The sequence below is a fragment of the Aeromicrobium senzhongii genome (genome assembly GCF_014334735.1).
Lineage (GTDB): Bacteria > Actinomycetota > Actinomycetes > Propionibacteriales > Nocardioidaceae > Aeromicrobium > Aeromicrobium senzhongii.
The window spans coordinates 89,902-106,827 of record NZ_CP060587.1; the positions used below are offsets into that span (position 1 = coordinate 89,902).

At 70.9% G+C, this 16,926-nt stretch carries 18 protein-coding genes and 1 tRNA gene; 9 read left to right on the plus strand and 10 right to left on the minus strand.

Annotation, left to right across the window (positions count from 1 at the left end; translation table 11 throughout):
- Window position 1: 1 nt before the first annotated feature.
- Both H9L21_RS00465 and nth read right to left on the minus strand, forming a co-directional pair.
- The gene (locus H9L21_RS00465) at window positions 2-649 is read right to left on the minus strand and encodes an NUDIX hydrolase (RefSeq protein ID WP_154597213.1); all 648 of its coding nucleotides are present in this window, start codon (window positions 647-649) and stop codon (window positions 2-4) included.
- Complete coding sequence (gene nth, locus H9L21_RS00470) at window positions 646-1,377, minus strand: endonuclease III (RefSeq protein WP_255467112.1); 732 nt, start codon at window positions 1,375-1,377, stop codon at window positions 646-648. Before nth ends, H9L21_RS00465 begins: the two co-directional genes overlap by 4 nt.
- 81 nt (window positions 1,378-1,458) lie before the next feature.
- On the opposite strand from nth, the gene H9L21_RS00475 reads away from it, so the two are divergent.
- Complete coding sequence (locus H9L21_RS00475; RefSeq protein WP_309221726.1) at window positions 1,459-2,136, plus strand: Crp/Fnr family transcriptional regulator; 678 nt, start codon at window positions 1,459-1,461, stop codon at window positions 2,134-2,136.
- A 97-nt stretch (window positions 2,137-2,233) separates the two neighbouring features.
- On the opposite strand, the gene H9L21_RS00480 is transcribed toward H9L21_RS00475, so the two are convergent.
- From H9L21_RS00480 to sp36, 4 genes are read right to left on the minus strand one after another with little or no spacing between them, the layout of a single operon-like run.
- Entirely contained in the window at window positions 2,234-2,995 is a 762-nt protein-coding gene (locus H9L21_RS00480) for an MBL fold metallo-hydrolase (protein WP_255467113.1), read from the minus strand.
- Window positions 2,992-3,804, minus strand: a complete 813-nt coding sequence (locus H9L21_RS00485; protein WP_222865810.1) for an NUDIX hydrolase — start codon at window positions 3,802-3,804, stop codon at window positions 2,992-2,994. Before H9L21_RS00485 ends, H9L21_RS00480 begins: the two co-directional genes overlap by 4 nt.
- A gap of 1 nt (window position 3,805) precedes the next feature.
- Entirely contained in the window at window positions 3,806-4,264 is a 459-nt protein-coding gene (locus tag H9L21_RS00490; protein WP_154597210.1) for a RidA family protein, read from the minus strand.
- 2 nt (window positions 4,265-4,266) lie between these two features.
- Window positions 4,267-4,422: a Sp36 family protein gene (gene sp36 / locus H9L21_RS00495; protein ID WP_153302903.1), complete on the minus strand. Its 156-nt coding sequence runs from the start codon at window positions 4,420-4,422 to the stop codon at window positions 4,267-4,269.
- 75 nt (window positions 4,423-4,497) lie between these two features.
- Between sp36 and bagA the strand changes: the two genes are divergently transcribed.
- Together bagA and bagB are read left to right on the plus strand one after the other, a co-directional pair.
- Window positions 4,498-5,478 carry an ATPase BagA gene (bagA, locus tag H9L21_RS00500; RefSeq protein ID WP_255467114.1) on the plus strand — a complete coding sequence of 327 codons (981 nt, stop codon included), beginning with the start codon at window positions 4,498-4,500 and terminating at the stop codon, window positions 5,476-5,478.
- The gene (bagB, locus tag H9L21_RS00505; protein ID WP_154597208.1) at window positions 5,475-6,674 is read left to right on the plus strand and encodes an ArsA family ATPase; all 1,200 of its coding nucleotides are present in this window, start codon (window positions 5,475-5,477) and stop codon (window positions 6,672-6,674) included. The genes bagA and bagB overlap by 4 nt, the downstream gene beginning before the upstream one ends.
- Window positions 6,675-6,685: 11 nt before the next feature.
- On the opposite strand, the gene H9L21_RS00510 is transcribed toward bagB, so the two are convergent.
- The gene (locus H9L21_RS00510) at window positions 6,686-6,943 is read right to left on the minus strand and encodes a WhiB family transcriptional regulator (protein WP_154597207.1); all 258 of its coding nucleotides are present in this window, start codon (window positions 6,941-6,943) and stop codon (window positions 6,686-6,688) included.
- 241 nt (window positions 6,944-7,184) lie between these two features.
- Between H9L21_RS00510 and H9L21_RS00515 the strand changes: the two genes are divergently transcribed.
- Window positions 7,185-9,386 carry a transglycosylase domain-containing protein gene (locus tag H9L21_RS00515; RefSeq protein ID WP_154597206.1) on the plus strand — a complete coding sequence of 734 codons (2,202 nt, stop codon included), beginning with the start codon at window positions 7,185-7,187 and terminating at the stop codon, window positions 9,384-9,386.
- Window positions 9,387-9,454: 68 nt separating this feature from the next.
- On the opposite strand, the gene H9L21_RS00520 is transcribed toward H9L21_RS00515, so the two are convergent.
- The 3 genes from H9L21_RS00520 to H9L21_RS00530 are packed head-to-tail and all read right to left on the minus strand — an operon-like array spanning window position 9,455 to window position 11,630.
- Window positions 9,455-9,916 (minus strand): GatB/YqeY domain-containing protein, encoded by a 462-nt coding sequence (locus tag H9L21_RS00520; protein ID WP_154597205.1) that lies wholly within the window; start codon window positions 9,914-9,916, stop codon window positions 9,455-9,457.
- Window positions 9,917-9,951: 35 nt separating this feature from the next.
- Entirely contained in the window at window positions 9,952-10,695 is a 744-nt protein-coding gene (locus H9L21_RS00525; protein WP_154597204.1) for a hypothetical protein, read from the minus strand.
- The gene (locus tag H9L21_RS00530) at window positions 10,692-11,630 is read right to left on the minus strand and encodes an ABC transporter ATP-binding protein (RefSeq protein WP_154597203.1); all 939 of its coding nucleotides are present in this window, start codon (window positions 11,628-11,630) and stop codon (window positions 10,692-10,694) included. The genes H9L21_RS00525 and H9L21_RS00530 overlap by 4 nt, the downstream gene beginning before the upstream one ends.
- Before the next feature lie 98 nt (window positions 11,631-11,728).
- Between H9L21_RS00530 and H9L21_RS00535 the strand changes: the two genes are divergently transcribed.
- The 5 genes from H9L21_RS00535 to H9L21_RS00555 all read left to right on the plus strand — a co-directional run bounded on the left by H9L21_RS00535 (window position 11,729) and on the right by H9L21_RS00555 (window position 16,868).
- Entirely contained in the window at window positions 11,729-12,853 is a 1,125-nt protein-coding gene (locus H9L21_RS00535) for a sensor histidine kinase (RefSeq protein WP_154597202.1), read from the plus strand.
- Window positions 12,850-13,446, plus strand: a complete 597-nt coding sequence (locus H9L21_RS00540; RefSeq protein ID WP_187411652.1) for a response regulator transcription factor — start codon at window positions 12,850-12,852, stop codon at window positions 13,444-13,446. Before H9L21_RS00535 ends, H9L21_RS00540 begins: the two co-directional genes overlap by 4 nt.
- A gap of 32 nt (window positions 13,447-13,478) precedes the next feature.
- Window positions 13,479-14,381: a metallophosphoesterase gene (locus tag H9L21_RS00545; RefSeq protein WP_154597201.1), complete on the plus strand. Its 903-nt coding sequence runs from the start codon at window positions 13,479-13,481 to the stop codon at window positions 14,379-14,381.
- Window positions 14,382-14,399: 18 nt separating this feature from the next.
- Window positions 14,400-14,476 (plus strand) — tRNA-Pro (locus H9L21_RS00550).
- A 442-nt stretch (window positions 14,477-14,918) separates the two neighbouring features.
- On the plus strand, window positions 14,919-16,868 hold the full coding sequence (locus H9L21_RS00555; RefSeq protein WP_154597200.1) for an acetoacetate--CoA ligase: 1,950 nt from the start codon (window positions 14,919-14,921) through the stop codon (window positions 16,866-16,868).
- The last annotated feature ends 58 nt before the right edge of the window (window positions 16,869-16,926 follow it).

Genomic DNA, 16,926 nt, shown 5'->3' on the forward strand with positions numbered 1-16,926 from the left:
GTCACTCCGGCAGGGGTCGGGTTCGGGTGGCGTCCCACGGGCGTTCCCACCCCAGGCGCTCGAAGAGTCGGGAGATGATGCCGGCGGTGAAGCCCCACAGCGGGGTCTCCGCGCCGATGTCGAAGGCGGGTCCGGTCCACCCGGAGGGGTGGACGACGCTGAACCGGCGCTCCGGGTCCAGCAGCAGGTCCAGCGAGGTCGGCAGGACCTGCTCGACCTCGTCGGGGCTGTGGGCGGTCAGCGGGTGCGGGTTCGTCCAGTAGCCCAGGACGGGCGTGACCGCGTGGTTGCTCGGCGGCAGCCACAGCGTGGGCAGCGTGCCGAAGACGACGACCTCGCTCGGGTCCAGTCCGACCTCCTCCTCGGCCTCGCGCAGCGCGGTGTGCACGGGGTCGCGGTCGGTGTCGTCCTGCTTGCCGCCGGGGAACGAGATCTGGCCGGCGTGGTTGCGCAGCGTGGCCGCGCGCTCGGTCAGCAGCAGCTCGCGGCCTCGCTCGCCCTCGGAGAAGAGCATCAGGACCGCGGCGGGCCGGGCGTCGGCCGGCGGGTGGGGGAACCGGGGAGCGAGCTGCTCGGCCTCGACGGAGCCGAGCAGGTCGGCGAGCGGTCGCAGCCAGTCCGGCAGCGACGTGGGGGGAGTCTGGGTCATGCGGGTCCCTGGGTGGTGACCAGCGCCTCGGCGATCTCCGGGTCGGTGGGGCCGATGCCGTACGAGGGGCACCAGTGGGCGACGGGGCACGCGCCGCAGGCTGGCGTACGGGCATGGCAGCGGCGGCGGCCGTGCCAGATCACGCGCTGGCACAGCATCGTCCAGTCGCGCTTGGGGAAGAGCGCCGCCACGGCGTGCTCGGTCTTGACCGGATCCTTCGCGGTCGCCTCGTCGACCCACTCCCAGCGGCGGACCAGCCGGGCGAAGTGGGTGTCGACGGTGATCCCGGGGATGCCGAACGCGTTGCCCAGGACGACGTTGGCGGTCTTGCGACCCACGCCCGGCAGGGAGACGAGGTCGGACAGGCGGGCCGGCACCTCGCCGTCGAACCGTTCGACCAGGGCCGAGGACAGTCCCATGATGCTCTCGGTCTTGGCACGGAAGAACCCCGTGGGGCGGATGATCTCCTCGATCGCCGTGCGGTCGGCCCCGGCGAGTGCAGCGGCATCGGGATAGGCGGCGAAGAGCGCCGGGGTGATCGCGTTGACGCGCCGGTCGGTGGTCTGCGCGGAGAGCACCGTGGCCACCAGCAGCTGGAACGGATTGTCGAAATCGAGCTCGCAGTGGGCGTCGGGATAGGTCGCGGCGAGCACCCGGTCGATCTTGCGTGCACGCCGTACCAACGAGGTCGCCGGACGGGGGGTCGCGGGGCTCGGATCGGCGGGCACGCTAACACCGTATCCGGACACGGCACACCCGCATGCAGACATCGTACGTGTGATCTGGGTTGCATGTGGGAAACTAGGAGAGTGACCGATGAAGTTCTGCGCCAAGCCCCTCTGTTCAACGGCCTCGACGACGACGCCTCCGGCGCCCTCGAGTCCTCCATGTCCGCGGTGTCACTGCGCCGCGGCGAGGTCCTGTTCGGCGAGGGCGACGAGGGCGATCAGCTCTACGTCGTCATCGAGGGCAAGGTCAAGCTGGGCCGCCGTTCGGTCGACGGCCGCGAGAACCTGATCGCGATCCTCGGCCCCGGACAGATGTTCGGCGAACTGTCGTTCTTCGATCCCGGCCCCCGCTCCGCGACGGCCACGGCCGTCACCGACGTCGAGCTGCGCAGCCTCGGTCACAGCGCGCTCAACCCGGTCCTGCAGTCGCACCCCGACGTGGCGTACGCGCTGCTGAACCAGCTGGCCGGCCGCCTGCGCCGCACCAACGAGGTCGTCGGCGACCTGGTCTTCTCCGACGTGCCCGGTCGCGTGTCCAAGGCGCTGCTCGACCTGGCCGCCCGCTTCGGCCGCGAGGCCGACGACGGCATCCACGTCAACCACGACCTCACGCAGGAGGAGCTGGCGCAACTCGTCGGCGCCTCGCGCGAGACGGTCAACAAGGCGCTGGCCGACTTCGCGTCGCGCGGCTGGCTGCGGCTCGAGCCCCGCTCGGTCATCATCCTCGACCTTGAGCGTCTCAAGCGCCGCTCGCGCTGACCCACGTCGGTTTACCACGGTCCCGTGGTAGTTCACCGCCTCCCCAAGGAAGTTTCCTTGGGGAGGCGCGTGTTTACCACGGTCCCGTGGTAAACCGTCACCCCCGCAGGTACTCCAGCTGGGCGCGCACGGACAGCTCGGCCGCGTCCCACAGGACCGGGTCGACGTCGGCATAGACCTTCTCGACCACCTCACGTGCGCTGACGGCGCCGGCGGCCATGGCGGACCGCACCTGCTCGAGGCGCTCCTCGCGGTGGGCGAGGTAGAAGTCCAGGACGGCGCCGGGGTCGTCGATCACGGGTCCGTGACCCGGCAGGATCGTCTCGACCTGCCCGTCTGCGACCAGCGCACGGAACCGCCGCATCGAGTCCAGGTACGGGCCGAGGGCGCCGTCGGGATGAGCGACCACGGTGGTGCCGCGACCCAGGACCATGTCGCCGCTCAGCAACGCCCGGTCCTGCGGCAGCAGGAACGCGACCGAGTCCTTCGTGTGACCGGGCGCGGTCACCACCTCGATCGTGAGCCCGTCGACCTCGAGGGTCTCGCCGTCGCGCAGGGGATCGGCCGAGCGGGTGTAGTCGGGCGAGATCGCCCGGGTCGGCGCGCCGGTGGCCCGGACGATCGATTCGAGGGCGTCGGTGTGGTCCCAGTGGTGGTGGGTGAACAGCACCAGGGCGACCTCGCCGGCGGCGGCCACGACGGCGTCGACGTGCTCCGCCAGGTCGGGCCCCGGATCGACCACGACCGCGCGGTCGGCGCCCGGCTCGCGCAGGATCCACGTGTTCGTGCCGTCGAGCGTCATGATCCCGGGGTTGTCGGCCAGGATGAACGACGCGCGGGGCGTCACGGAGGTGGTCACAGCTCTTCCTCACGATCGATGTCGAGCCACCACTGACCGTCCACCCGGACGAACCGGGGCTCGATGGGCTTGATGGTCCGCTCGGCCGAGGCCGTCAGCACGTCGCCGGCGGCCAGGGGTGCCAGTTCGCGGCAGGTCACGGCGGTGGGCGGCATCATGGCCGCCCGGCCGGCATCGACCAGCGCGAGAACGTCCGCCAGGGGCGCCCACAACGACTTGTCCGCCTCGGTGCTGACGGTGCCGATCCGCTGACCCTCGGGCAGGGCGGCGACGAAGAAGCGGGTGTCGTAACGGCGCGGCTCGAGCGCCGGGGTGATCCAGTGCGCCCACGCGCCCAGCAGGTCGGCGCGCAGCACGAGCTTCTCGTCGGCGAGGAACTGCGCGAACGACATCTTCTTCGCCTCGAGCTCGTCGCGGGCCCCGGCCAGATCGGTGGTGTCCCCCACGATCGAGTGCTCGTCGGGGCCGGCCAGCAACACGCCGGTCTCCTCGAAGGTCTCGCGCACGGCGGCGACGACCAGGCGCCGGGCCAGCTCCGGATCGCACGAGAACCGGACGGCCCACTCCTCGGGTTCCGGCCCGACCCACGTCATCGGCTCGCCATCGTCGTCCTGCACGCCGCCACCGGGGAACACGTACATGCCCGCCGCGAACGCCATCGAGGCCTGGCGGCGCATGAGGAACGCCTCCAGTCCGGCCTCACCGTCGCGGACGACCGCGATCGTGGCGGCGTCCTTGGGCTGGACGGCGTCGGCCGGGTCGAAGGTCTCGAGCCGCTTCAGGGCCTTCGGCGGGACGGGCACCAGCACGTCAGGCCACCTCGACGATCGCATCCACCTCGACGGGCGAGTTCAACGGCAGGACGGCCACGCCGACCGCGCTGCGGGTGTGCGACCCGGCGGCGCCGAAGGCCGCCGCGAGCAGGTCGCTGGCGCCGTTGGCCACGCCGGGCTGCCCCGTGAAGTCGGGGGCGCTGGCCACGAAGACGGTGACCTTGACGACGCGCACGACCGTGTCGAGGTCGGCGATCGAGTTGATGGCCGCGATGACGTTGAGGCCGCACAGGCGGGCGTACTCGTGGGCGTCCTCGGGCGACACCTCGGCGCCGACCTTGCCCACGGCCGGCAGGGCGCCGTCGACGAACGGCAGCTGGCCGGACGTGAAGACGTGCGACCCGCTGCGCAACGCGGGCACGTACGACGCCACGGGAGCGGCGACGTCGGGAACGGTCAGCCCCATCGATGCGAGGCGTTCGACGACGGCGCCCATGATCAAGCCACCGGCCGCTTGAAGTAGGCCACGAGGTTCTCCGGGTTCATGCCCGGGACGATCTGCACCAGCTCCCAGCCGTCGCGTCCGAAGTTGTCGAGGATCTGCTTGGTCGCATGGACGAGCACAGGTGCCGTCAGGTATTCCCACTTGGTCATGGCCCGACTGTATCGCCGGAACCACGACGGCTTCTCGACCGACGCGAGGGCCCGACCCTCGGTAGTCTCGACGGCGTGGCGAACTCGACCCCCTTGCACGTCGTGACCGGCAAGGGCGGCACCGGCAAGACGACCGTGGCCGCCGCCCTCGCGCTGTCCCTGGCCGACCAGGGCAAGAAGGTGCTGCTGTGCGAGGTGGAGGGCCGCCAGGGGATCGCCCAGCTCTTCGACGTGCCGCCGCTGCCCTACGAGGAGCGCCGCATCGCCACGAGCGATTCCGGCGGTCACGTCCACGCGCTCGCGATCGATCCCGAGGCTGCGCTGCTGGAGTACCTGCAGATGTACTACCGGCTCGGCCGGGCCGGGCGGGCGCTCGACAAGTTCGGCGTCATCGACTTCGCGACGACGATCGCGCCGGGCGTGCGCGACGTGCTGCTGACCGGCAAGGTCTACGAGGCCGCGCGGCGACGCACGAAGGACAAGTCCTCGGACTTCGTCTACGACGCCGTGGTCGTCGACGCGCCGCCCACGGGCCGGATCACCCGCTTCCTGGGCGTCAACGACGACGTCGCCGGGCTGGCCAAGGTCGGCCCGATCAAGACCCAGTCCGAATCGATCATGACGATGATGCGCAGCCCGCAGACGGCCGTGCACCTGGTCACGGTGCTGGAGGAGATGCCCGTGCAGGAGACCCTCGACGGCATCGCGGAGCTCACCCGGGCGGGGTTGCCGGTCGGCCACGTGGTCGTGAACCTGGTGCGCCCCTCGTTGCTCTCGCCGGACACGGTCGAGGCGCTCGAGGCCGGCCGCCTCGACGCCAAGGCCGTCGCTCCCGTGCTCGAGCGTGTCGGACTCCCGCGCCAGGCCGCGGCGACGCTCGTCGCCGACGGGTTCGGGCACGTCGAGCGGCAACGGCTGCAGAACGAGCAGCGGGCGATTATCGAGAGCTGCGGACGGCCGCACCTGAGCCTGCCGATGCTGACCGGCGGAATCGACCTGGGCGCCCTGCAGGATCTGGCCGACACGCTGGCTCCTCTGGTGGAGGACGCCCGATGAGCGGCCGCGCGACCACGACCCCCCGCGAGCGCCGTCCGCGCACCGAGCGCCGGATCTCCTCGGCCCACGAGCCGGTGCGCATCGACGTGGACGGGCTGATTGGCGACCCGCAGACCCGCATCGTGGTGTGCTGCGGCGCCGGCGGTGTCGGCAAGACCACGACGGCCGCCGCGCTGGCGCTGCGTGCCGCCGAGCAGGGACGCACGGTCTGCGTGCTGACGATCGACCCGGCGCGCCGGCTGGCGCAGTCGCTGGGCCTGCTCGAGCTCGACAACACCCCGCGTCCGGTCGCCGGGATCGACACGTCGGCCGGCGGCTCGCTCGACGCGATGATGCTCGACATGAAGACGACCTTCGACGAGGTCGTCGAGGCCCACGCCTCGCCCGAGAAGGCCGCCGAGATCCTGAGCAACCCCTTCTACGTCGCCCTGTCCAGCTCGTTCGCGGGCACGCAGGAGTACATGGCGATGGAGAAGCTGGGCCAGTTGCACGCCGAGGGCCGCTGGGACCTGATCGTCGTGGACACGCCGCCGTCGCGGTCCGCACTGGACTTCCTGGACGCGCCCGAGCGGCTGTCCTCGCTGCTCGACGGCCGGTTCATCCGGCTGATGCTGGCGCCGGCCCGGGGCCCGGCGCGGATGCTGTCGGCGGGACTGGGGATCGTGACGGGCGCCCTCAACAAGGTGCTCGGTGCGCAGGTGCTCACCGACATGCAGACCTTCATCGCGGCCTTCGACACGCTCTTCGGCGGGTTCCGTCAGCGGGCCGAGGCGACCTTCTCGCTGTTGCAGGCCGAGGGCACCGCGTTCCTGGTCATCGCCGCGCCGGAGGCCGCGGCGATGCGCGAGGCGGCCTACTTCGTCGAACGGCTCGCGGCCGACGACATGCCGCTGGCTGGCCTGGTCGTGAACCGCGTGCACGACGAGGCGGCCGCCGGTGTCAGCGCGGTGGACGCCGAGTCCGCGGCGCCGCGACTGGCCGGGGGGAAGGCGGCGGAGCGCCGGACGGCGGAGCTGCTCGACGTGCACGCCGAGCGGATGCGACTGGCCGAGCGCGAGAACCGGCTGCGCGAGCGGTTCAGTGCCGCGCACGGGAACGTCGAGATCGTCCCGGTGCCGGCGTTGGACACGGACGTCCACGACGTGGCGGGACTACGGACGATCGGTCATCACCTCGGCACCCCGCAGGGCGACTGAGACGGAGAGGGTCAGTTGGCGGGGACGAGCACGTCGCGCCAGCGGCGGACGTTGGGCTTGCGACGCAGCAGCGCGCGGCGCTCCCGCTCGGTCATGCCGCCCCACACGCCCCACTCGATGCGGTTGTCGAGGGCCTCGGCCAGGCACTCGGCGCGGACCTCGCAGCCGTTGCAGACGACCTTGGCGCGATTCTGCTCGGCACCCTTGACGAAGAGATCGTCCGACTTGCCCAAGCAGGCGGCGTCCTGAGACCAGTTTTCGTTCCACATGCGCAGAGACCTTTCCCGAGATCCCCCCGGTCCCCGTGACCGGAAGGAGAATTTGTTTCTGCTGTGCCACCAGCGTAGGGATGATCGGCTGAAGTGGACAGATTCGTCCGGGTAGTTGGTACATAGTTCCAAAGAGTCACTCCGTGGTTCGTCCGAATCGTCCGGTGCCCGCGCCGGACCGGCGGCTCACGGCATCGCAACGGTCCGTGGTCACATTGCGAAACTCCCGTATCCTCATGCCATGGCGTGGCAGGACATGGGCGAGTCGATCAAGAAGGTCGCCGAGAGCGAACCGAAGCCGACCTCTGTGTGGGGGGCGATCGGTTCGATCGCGTGGCTGTCCGTCCTGGCAGGCGTGATCATCGCCGTGATCTTCGTGCCCGGGACGGCCTTCGTGGCCTCCACGGGCAACAAGGCCACCAAGGACATCGTCGACCTGCCCCTCGCGCTGCAGGACCTGCCCAACCCGCAGACCACCCGCGTGCTGGCCTCGAACGGCCGTCGGATCGCGTACTTCTACCAGGAGAACCGCCAGGACGTCCCCCTCGAGAAGATCGCCCCCGTCATGCAGGAGGCGATCATCTCGATCGAGGACTACCGGTTCTACGAGCACGGCGCGCTGGACCTCAAGGGCACCCTGCGAGCCCTCATGAACAACGCCTCCGCCGGTGAGACGCAGGGCGGCTCCTCGATCACGCAGCAGCTGGTCAAGCTCACGCTCGTCCAGCAGGCCGCCACCAAGGAGCAGCGCGCCGCCGCCACCGAGGTGTCCACCGCCCGCAAGATCCGCGAGCTGAAGCTGGCCATCAACTACGAGAAGGAGTACTCGAAGGACGAGATCCTCGAGCACTACCTGAACATCGCCTACTTCGGCGACGGCGCCTACGGCGTCAACGCCGCGGCCTATCACTACTTCTCGGTCAGCCCCGACAAGCTGTCGACCTCGCAGGCCGCCACGCTGGCCGGCCTGGTCCAGAACCCCGAGCAGTACAACCCGCGCGTGTACCCCGAGCGCGCGCTGCAGCGTCGCAACACCGTGCTCGGTGTCATGGCCCGCCTGGGCAAGATCCCCACCGCCGAGGCCGAGAAGCTCAGCGCCACCACCATCGGATTGAAGATCACGTCCTTCCCCAACGGCTGCGTCGACTCGGTCGCGTCCTTCTCGTGCGACTACATCCGCCGCTACCTGCTGCAGGAGCCGGCGTTGGGCGCGACGGTCAAGGAGCGTCAGACGATGCTCGAGCGCGGCGGCCTGACCATCAAGTCCAACATCGACCTGTCGATGCAGGAGTCGGTCAACCAGGCCGTCAAGAAGTACGTCGGCCCCACCGACAAGGCCATCGGCTCGCTCGCGCTGGTCGAGCCGGGTACCGGCAAGGTCCGGGCCCTGGGCCAGTCGCGCTCGATGGGCAAGAAGAAGGGCGAGACCTACATCAACTTCTCCGTGCCGCGGAAGTACGGCGACTCGGCCGGCTTCCAGGCCGGATCGACCTTCAAGATGTTCACGACCGCCGCGGCGCTCGAGGACGGCATCCCGCCCAGCAAGTCGTACAACTCGCCCCAGACGATGACGATCCCGAGCGGGACCTACTTCGACTGCGACGGACGCGGCACGTCGGCCTGGCCGGTCAAGAACTCCACAGGTGCCGGCACGTTCAACATGGTCACCGGCCTGCGCACGTCCGTCAACACCTACTTCGCGCAGCTCGAGCGTGACGCGGGCCTGTGCAAGACGGTCAAGATGGCCAAGAAGATGGGCATCCCGATCACCGAGCCCGACCCCAAGGAGGGCAAGCCCGGCAGCTACGTCCCGTCGTTCACGCTCGGCCCGATCGACGTGAGCCCGCTGGACATGGCGGCCGCCTACGCCACGCCCGCCGCCGGCGGCGAGTACTGCGAGCCGGCCCCGGTCGCCGAGATCCTCGACCGCAACGGCAAGACCCTCAAGAAGTACAAGCCGGACTGCAAGCGGGTCATGAGCAAGAAGACCGCCGCGACGATCAACGCGATCCTCGTGGGCCTGCAGCAGCCGAACGGCTTCGGCTACCAGAACGGCACCGGCCTGAGCATCCCGTCGGCCGCCAAGACCGGCACGACGAACGACTCCAAGGCCGTCTGGTACGTCGGCTACACCCCCGAGATCTCGGCGGCGTCGATGATCGCCGGCATCACCAAGAGCGGCCGACCGTCCGGCCTGGTCAACACCAGCCTGCGCGGCGTGCCCGTGACGTTCAACCAGGCCGGCGGCTCGTCGCTGGCGGGTCCGCAGTGGAAGGCGGCGATGGGCGAGATCGAGAAGAGCCTCACGCCGGCCAAGTTCGACTCGGTGAGCCTGCCCAGTGCGCAGAAGGCCGCGGCCAAGCCTGACGCCCGTGGTGGCGATCGTCCGGCCCGTGGTGGCGACCGAGGCCGGGGCCGCGGCGGCGACCGCGGCGACGACTGAGTCACGCGATGTGAACGGACGAGCGGGGCCCGTGGTCACCCACGGGCCCCGCTCGTTTCACGCTGCGCTCAGGAGCCGAGCTGGCGCCTGACCTCGGCCGCGACGGCGCCTCCGTCGGCACGGCCCTTGGTCTGGGCCGTCACGGCGCCCATGACCTTGCCCATCGCCTTCATCCCCTCGCCCGCGGCGCCGGTCTGCTCGATGCTCTCGGCCACGATCGCCGCGATCTCCTCGTCGCTCAGCGGCTCGGGCAGGTACTCGGCCAAGATGGCGGCCTCGGCCCGCTCCTTCTCGGCCAGCTCGGGGCGGTTGCCCTCGTCGAAGGCGGTGGCCGACTCGCGGCGCTTCTTGGCCTCCGAGGACAGGACGGTCAGGACGTCGTCGTCCGTCAGCTCGCGCGCCTCCTTGCCGGCGACCTCGGCGTTCGTGATCGCCGCCAGCGCCATCCGGATGACCGAGGTGCGCAGGGCGTCCCGGGCCTTCAGGGCGGTGTTGAGGTCGTCGCGGAGTCGATCCTTGAGAGCTGACATGGCTCCAGTGTCCCACCCGTCGGCGAGGGTCTGCCTCAGTGCCGCGGCTCCCAGCGGAAGAGCCGGCGGGTGAGGTCGACGCCCACCCAGGTCCACAGCGCCAGGCCCGCGATCGCGAACCACGGGCTGCCGGCCAGCTCGAGGTCGTAGGCGGCGCGGACGAGGGTCACGACCGCTCCACCGGGTGTCAGGTCCAGGTACGGACTCTCGACCAGCGGCCCGGCGACCAGCGACCCCAGCACGACGGTGATGTAGGGCATCGTCGAGATCTGGGCGGCGCTCGCGTTCGGCGTGATCGCTGCCGTGGCCGTGGCTGCGGTCAGGGTCGACGCCACCAGGCCGACGACGGCGGCCAGGAGCCACCAGGGCCGCGAGGGGGCCGGGATGTCGAGCGCGACCAGGACGCCCGCGACCACGGCCACCTGGGCCAGGAACAGCACCAGGGGCGCCGCCAGCACGCCGGCGAGGATCGCACCGTCGCCCGTCTCGCCGGAGCGCAGCCGCTTGAGGAACAGGTCCTGGCGGCGGGTGACCAGCGTCGTCGTGGCCGTGAGGTAGATCGCGAACAGGGCGAAGAACGCCAGGACCATGCAGATCATCCCGACGGCGGCGTTCCGCGCCGTCTCGGCCTGCGCGATGACGAAGGCCGCGAACATCAGCGGGAACGCGGTCGCGCTGACCAGCGTGGCCTTGGACCGGGCGATCAGGCGCAGCTCCGTGCGGGCGATCACCCACGCCCGCGAGGCCGACGGTCGGGTGGTGGCGGTCGCGGTGCTCATGCGTTCTCCTCGATACGGTCCTGGCTGATGCGGGTGAAGACCTCGGACAGGCTCGCCTCCTGGGCGTGCAGGCGGCCGAGGCGGTGGCCGTGCTGGTCGGCCCAGCCCAACAGGCGGCCGAGGGCGGGCTGCAGGTCGGCGACCCCGAGCCGGACGAGGTCGCCCTGGACCTGCACGTCCTGCGGGTCGACGACGGTGCGCAGCTCACGCTCCAGGCGGGCCCCGTCCGCGACCGGCGCGCGGAACGAGATCTGCGCCGGCGCCGCCCCCACGATCTGCTCCAGGGTGCCCTCGCGGACGACGCGGCCACCGTGCATGATCGCGATGCGATCGGCCAGCGACTCGGCCTCCTCGAGGTAGTGCGTCGTCAGGACGACGGTGGTGCCGCCCGCCAGCAGGTCGCGCACGATGCCCCACGTGCGCTCACGCGACTCGGGGTCCAGGCCGGCGGTGGGCTCGTCGAGGAAGAGCACCTCGGGCCGGTTGAGCGTGGCGAGCGCCAGGTCGAGGCGACGGCGCTGGCCGCCGGACAGCTGGACGACCCGGGTGTCGGCGCGATCGGCCAGCTCGACGCGCTTGAGCACGTCGTCGACGGGGTCAGGGCGAGTCGTCAGCGCGGCCCACATCTCGAGCGTCTCGCGGACGGTCAGGTCGCCGGCGAACCCGGTCTCCTGGAGCATCATGCCGATGCGCGGCCGCAGGGCGGCCCGGTCGCGCTGCGGGTCGAGCCCGAGCACGCGCACCTGCCCGCCGTCGGCGCCGCGATGGCCCTCCAGGGTCTCCATGGTCGTGGTCTTGCCGGCGCCGTTCGTGCCCAGGAGGGCGAACAGCTCGCCGCGGTGGACCGCCAGGTCGAGGTCGCGCACGGCGACGAAGTCCCCGTAGGAGCACGACAGCCCGCGGGCCTCGATGACGGTGTCGTCGGTGATGTCCATGGCTCCACCTTGGCGTCACGGCGGCGGGACCGGCCAGAGTGCGCCGTCACCACAACTCATGACATCTGTCATGCGCCCTCTCGGATACGGTCGTCGGCGTGAGTCCGAATCCCGACGGCTTCGTCGCCACCTGGCGCTACACCGCGACGAGCCTGTGGCTCTACGTGGTGATGGGCCTGATCGGCCCGGTGGCTCGCGCCCTGGCGGACCTTGCAGAAGGCATCGCGGTCGTCCGCACGGTCGGGCTGCTCGTCGTCATCGCAGCGGTCGTGTGGTTCTCCTGTCGTCCGCTGATCGCGGCCGCGAAGGCGGGGCTCGGTCAGCAGCAGTTCTCCTGGGGGCAGCGGGTGAGATACCTGGCTCCCGCGTTGCTGGTCTTCCCGCTGGCGTGGCTGCCGCCCACCTTTCCGCCCGGCGTCGTCCTCGTGCCCTGGCTGGTCGTGTCGTTGCTGGCGATCGACCTCGCGCCGCGGTGGCGCAACAACGTGGTGCCGCTCGTGCTGGTGCTGCTCGTCGGGCTGTACGCCATCGGGGGGTGGGAGCAGCTGCGCGACCTCGACGACGAGGGCGGCTACGTGCTGGGCTACCTGGCCCTGTTCCTTCCGGTCGTCTGCATCTTCCAGGTCTGGCTGTGGCAGCTCATGCTGCAGGTCCGGTCGAAGGGCGAGGCCGAGGCCGACCTGGCCGCGGTGCGCGAGCGCCTGCGGCTCGCGGCCGACCTGCACGACGTCCAGGGCCACCACTTGCAGGTGATCGCGCTCAAGGCCGAGCTGGCCGAGCGCCAGCTCGACCGGGACCCCGAGGCCGCCCGCGCCTCGATGCACGAGGTCCAGCAGATCGCCCGGGAGGCCATCGCCGAGACGAAGGAGATCGTGCGGGGCTACCGCCGCACCAGCCTGCGCGAGGAGATGGCGAACGCCGCCGCCGTGCTCGAGGCCGCCGGCGCCGCCGTCGAGGTCGACTGCGCCGAGGAGCTCGAGCAGCCGCTCTTCGCCCTGGCCCTGCGGGAGGCGACGACGAACATCCTGCGCCACAGCGACGCGACCTCGGTGCGGATCGCCGCGTCGCCGCACCGGTTCACGATCACCAACGACGGGGCAGGCCCGTCGGCGTCGTCCCACGGGACGGGCCTCGCCTCGCTGACCGAGCGCGCCGCCGCCGCCGGTGGCCGACTCGCGGTGCGGCGCGATGACGGTCTCTTCACGCTGGAGGTGACGGTGTGATCCGCGTGGTGGTCGTCGACGACGAGGAGATGATCCGCAGCGCGATCGTGGCCCTCCTCGCGCTGGAGGAGGACCTCGACATCGTGGGCGAGGCCGGGAACGGCGCGGACGGCCTGGACCTGGTCCGTCTGCACGAGCCGGACGTGGTCCTGCTCGACCTGGAAATGCCGCCGACCGACGGGATCGAGGTGTCGACCCAGATCGCACCCCCGGCGCGCTCGGTGCTGATGACCCGCCATGCTCGTCCCGGCGTGCTCCGGCGGGCCATGGCCGCCGGGATCTCGGGTTTCGTGCCGAAGTCGAGCCCGGTGTCCACGCTGGCGCAGGTGATCCGCGAGGTCGCGGCGGGACGCCGCTACGTCGACTCCGAGGTCGCCGCGGCGGCGCTCGAGGCCGAGGCGTGCCCCCTGTCGGACCGCGAGCTCGACGCCCTGCGCCTGACCCGACGGCACGTGTCGATCGCCGAGATCGCCGGAACGCTGCACCTGGCCGAGGGCACGGTGCGCAACTACCTGTCGAGCGCGATGGCCAAGACCGACACGTCCTCGCGGTACGAGGCCGCCGAGCACGCCTACGAGCACGGCTGGATCTGAGTCCGCTGGCACCGCAGGACTAGGCTGCCCGCATGGCACTGGGACGGCTGCTGGCCGCGACGACCGCGCTCGGGCTCGGCACGCTGGGCTACTCGTACATCGAGGCGACCCGCCGGTTCGTGGTCCGCGAGTTCACCGCTCCCGTCCTGCCCGCGGGGCACGAGCCGCTGCGGGTGCTCCACCTCTCCGACATCCACCTGCTGCCCGGCCAGCTGCCGAAGCGCGAGTGGCTGGAGTCGCTCGCCGCGCTGGAGCCGGACCTGGTCGTGAACACGGGCGACAACCTCGCGCGCGCGGACTCCGTGGCGCCCTTGGTCGCCTCGCTCGCCGGACTGCTCGACGTCCCCGGCGTGTTCGTCTTCGGCTCGAACGACTACTTCTCGCCGAAGCTGAAGAGCCCCACCTCGTACCTGAGCGGCGGCACGGGGGTCGACGTCGGCGGCGACTGGAGCCGGCCTCGGGACCTGCCCTTCGAGGACCTGCGCGCCGCCTTCACGCAGCAGGGGTGGCTGGACCTCAACAACGACCGGGGCGAGCTGACGGTCAAGGGCACGCACATCGCCTTCACGGGTGTCGACGACCCGCACCTGCGGTTCGACCGGCTCGACCACCTGCCCGCCGACGCCACGGCGGACCTGCGCATCGGGGTGGCCCACGCCCCCTACCTGCGCGTGCTCGACTCGTTCAACGCCGCCGGGAACGAGCTGATCCTCGCCGGCCACACGCACGGGGGCCAGCTGCAGGTGCCCGGCTTCGGCGCCCTGGTCACCAATTGCGACATCGACCGGGGCCGCGCGAACGGCCTGCACACCCACCGCACGCCCGGTCACGACGCCTCGTGGTTGCACGTCTCGGCGGGCTGCGGCACCTCGCCGTTCACCCCGTTCCGGTTCTCCTGCCGACCCGAGGCGACAGTTCTCACCTTGACCGGGTAGAATCTCCAAGGTTGCACACGGGGTGTGGCGCAGCTTGGTAGCGCGCGTCGTTCGGGACGACGAGGCCGCAGGTTCAAATCCTGTCACCCCGACCAGTGCCTCAGCACGATGAGATCCTCGGAACCCTCGGGTTCCGGGGATCTTTTCGTTGTCGGTCCGCGACGCGCGGCAGGCTTCGATCGGCACGCAGCCTCACTGGTGTCGACTGCATCACAATTCCCAGCTTTTTCTCCAGAAACGGCCCTTGGTCACTGGGAGAGTTGGGCAAGATGTGGTCTGTTCGCCGGAGGGGGACCGGGAACCCGGCAGGCCCAGGAGCGTTGGTGTGACGCGATCGGAGCAGGGAGAACTGCCGTGAAGCCGTTGCGTCACCCGACCTGGTCGGAACGTTCCGGTGTGGGCGGGGGCACGCCGACGTCGAGACGATCGTCGACCTGCTGGGGAAGGCAGGGTCGCCGATCGTCTCGACGCATCGGTCCTGGGGCCGTCCTTCCGCGCCGCGCCGACACGGCGCCATCGCCGTCCTAGACTGCGGGCATGTCCGCCGACGTCCTCTGGAAACCGCCTCACCGGGGCACCACGCCGATCGAGCGATTCGCGGCGTGGATCGCGCAGAGCCGGGGCGTGGACGTCCCCGACTACGACTCCCTGTGGCAGTGGTCGGTCGACGACGTCGCCGGGTTCTGGGGTGCGTGGCTGGAGTACCTGGAGCTGCCGTACGACGGCGACGCCACCGAGGTCCTGCCGGACGCCTCGATGCCCGGGGCCCGCTGGTTCCCCGACGTCCGGTTGAACTACGCCGAGGCGATGCTGCGGCTGCCCGGCCGCGCCGACGACGACGTCGTGGTGGTCGCCCGCTCGCAGAGCCGCGACGAGGTCAGCCTGACGGCCGCCGGTCTGCGCGACCAGGTGGCGCGGGCACGGCAGGGCCTGATCGATGCCGGCGTCGGCCCCGGCGACCGGGTCGCCGCGTACTCGCCGAACATCCCCGAGACGCTCGTCCTGCTGCTGGCCGCGGCCAGCCTCGGCGCGATCTTCTCCTCCTGCGCCCCCGAGTTCGGCACGCAGAGCGTCATCGACCGCTGGCAGCAGATCGAGCCGGTCGTGCTGCTGGCCGTCGACGGCTACCGCTACGGCGACAAGGGCATCGACCGCCGCGAGCAGGTCGAGACCATCACCGCCGCCCTGCCCAGCCTGCGCACCGTGGTGTGGCTGCCGTACCTCGACCCCGCCGCGCCCGCGCCGGACCGGGCGATCACGTGGCAACAGTTCACGGCGACCGGCGGCCCGCTGGAGTTCGCGCGGGTCGCCTTCGACGCGCCGTTGTACGTCCTGTTCTCGTCGGGCACCACGGGCCTGCCCAAGCCGATCGTGCACGGGCACGGCGGCATCACGATCGAGCACCTCAAGGCGCTCGCCCTGCAGAGCGACCTGGGGCCCGCCGACCGCTTCTTCTGGTTCTCCACCACCGGCTGGATGATGTGGAACTACCTCGTCTCGGGGATCGGCGTCGGAGCCACCGTGGTGATGTTCGACGGCAACCCGGCCCACCCCGACATGGGCGAGCTGTGGCGCATGGCGGCCGAGGTCGGCGTCACGTACTTCGGCACCAGTGCGCCGTACCTGCTGCAGTGCCGCAAGGAGGACCTGCATCCCGCGCAGATCGCGGATCTGTCGTCCCTGCGTGCGATCGGCTCCACGGGCGCCCCGCTGCCCGAGGCGGGGTTCCGGTGGGTCTACGAGGAGTTCGAGCCGCACGTGCAGCTGTGCTCCGTCTCGGGCGGCACCGACACGTGCGCCGCCTTCGTGGGAGCCGCACCCACCGTGCCGGTCTACGCCGGCGAGATCTCGTGCCGCTGCCTGGGCTGCGACGTCGACTCCTTCGACGAGTCCGGGCAGCCGGTGCGCGACCAGCTCGGCGAGCTGGTCATCAAGCAGCCGATGCCCTCGATGCCGGTCGGCTTCTGGGGCGACGAGGACGGCTCGCGCTACCGCGCCGCGTACTTCGAGGACTTCCCCGGCGTCTGGCGCCACGGCGACTGGATCAACCTGACGTCGTACGGCTCGTGCACGATCACCGGGCGCAGCGACGCCACCCTCAACCGCGGCGGCGTGCGGCTGGGGACCTCGGAGTTCTACTCGGTGGTCGAGTCGCTGCCCGAGGTGGCCGACAGCATCGTCGTGCACCTCGAGGACGCCGAGGGCGGCGCCGGACGACTGCTGCTGTTCGTGGCGCTGGTCGAGGGCGCACGGCTGGACGACGCCCTGACGAAGCAGATCACCACCGAGCTGCGGTCCAAGCTCTCGCCGCGCCACGTGCCCGACGAGATCCACCAGGTGCGCGGCATGCCGCGCACGCTCTCGGGCAAGAAGCTCGAGGTGCCCGTCAAGAAGATCCTGCGCGGCACCCCGGTCGACGAGGCCGCCGCGAAGGGCGCCCTGCAGAACCCCGAGGTCCTGGACGACTTCGAGGCCTTCCGCGCATAACGAGATTTGCTCCGATTTCTACCTTTCAAACCCTCTGAAAGGTGGAAATCGGAGCAAA

Coding starts and splice junctions, on each gene's coding strand:
- H9L21_RS00465 (WP_154597213.1), bottom strand. CDS start 649: ATGACCCAGACTCCCCCCACGTCGCTGCCGGACTGGCTGCGACCGCTC.
- H9L21_RS00490 (WP_154597210.1), bottom strand. CDS start 4,264: ATGGGCGCCGTCGTCGAACGCCTCGCATCGATGGGGCTGACCGTTCCC.
- sp36 (WP_153302903.1), bottom strand. CDS start 4,422: ATGACCAAGTGGGAATACCTGACGGCACCTGTGCTCGTCCATGCGACC.
- bagB (WP_154597208.1), top strand. CDS start 5,475: ATGAGCGGCCGCGCGACCACGACCCCCCGCGAGCGCCGTCCGCGCACC.
- H9L21_RS00510 (WP_154597207.1), bottom strand. CDS start 6,943: ATGTGGAACGAAAACTGGTCTCAGGACGCCGCCTGCTTGGGCAAGTCG.
- H9L21_RS00515 (WP_154597206.1), top strand. CDS start 7,185: ATGGCGTGGCAGGACATGGGCGAGTCGATCAAGAAGGTCGCCGAGAGC.
- H9L21_RS00520 (WP_154597205.1), bottom strand. CDS start 9,916: ATGTCAGCTCTCAAGGATCGACTCCGCGACGACCTCAACACCGCCCTG.
- H9L21_RS00525 (WP_154597204.1), bottom strand. CDS start 10,695: ATGAGCACCGCGACCGCCACCACCCGACCGTCGGCCTCGCGGGCGTGG.
- H9L21_RS00530 (WP_154597203.1), bottom strand. CDS start 11,630: ATGGACATCACCGACGACACCGTCATCGAGGCCCGCGGGCTGTCGTGC.
- H9L21_RS00545 (WP_154597201.1), top strand. CDS start 13,479: ATGGCACTGGGACGGCTGCTGGCCGCGACGACCGCGCTCGGGCTCGGC.
- H9L21_RS00555 (WP_154597200.1), top strand. CDS start 14,919: ATGTCCGCCGACGTCCTCTGGAAACCGCCTCACCGGGGCACCACGCCG.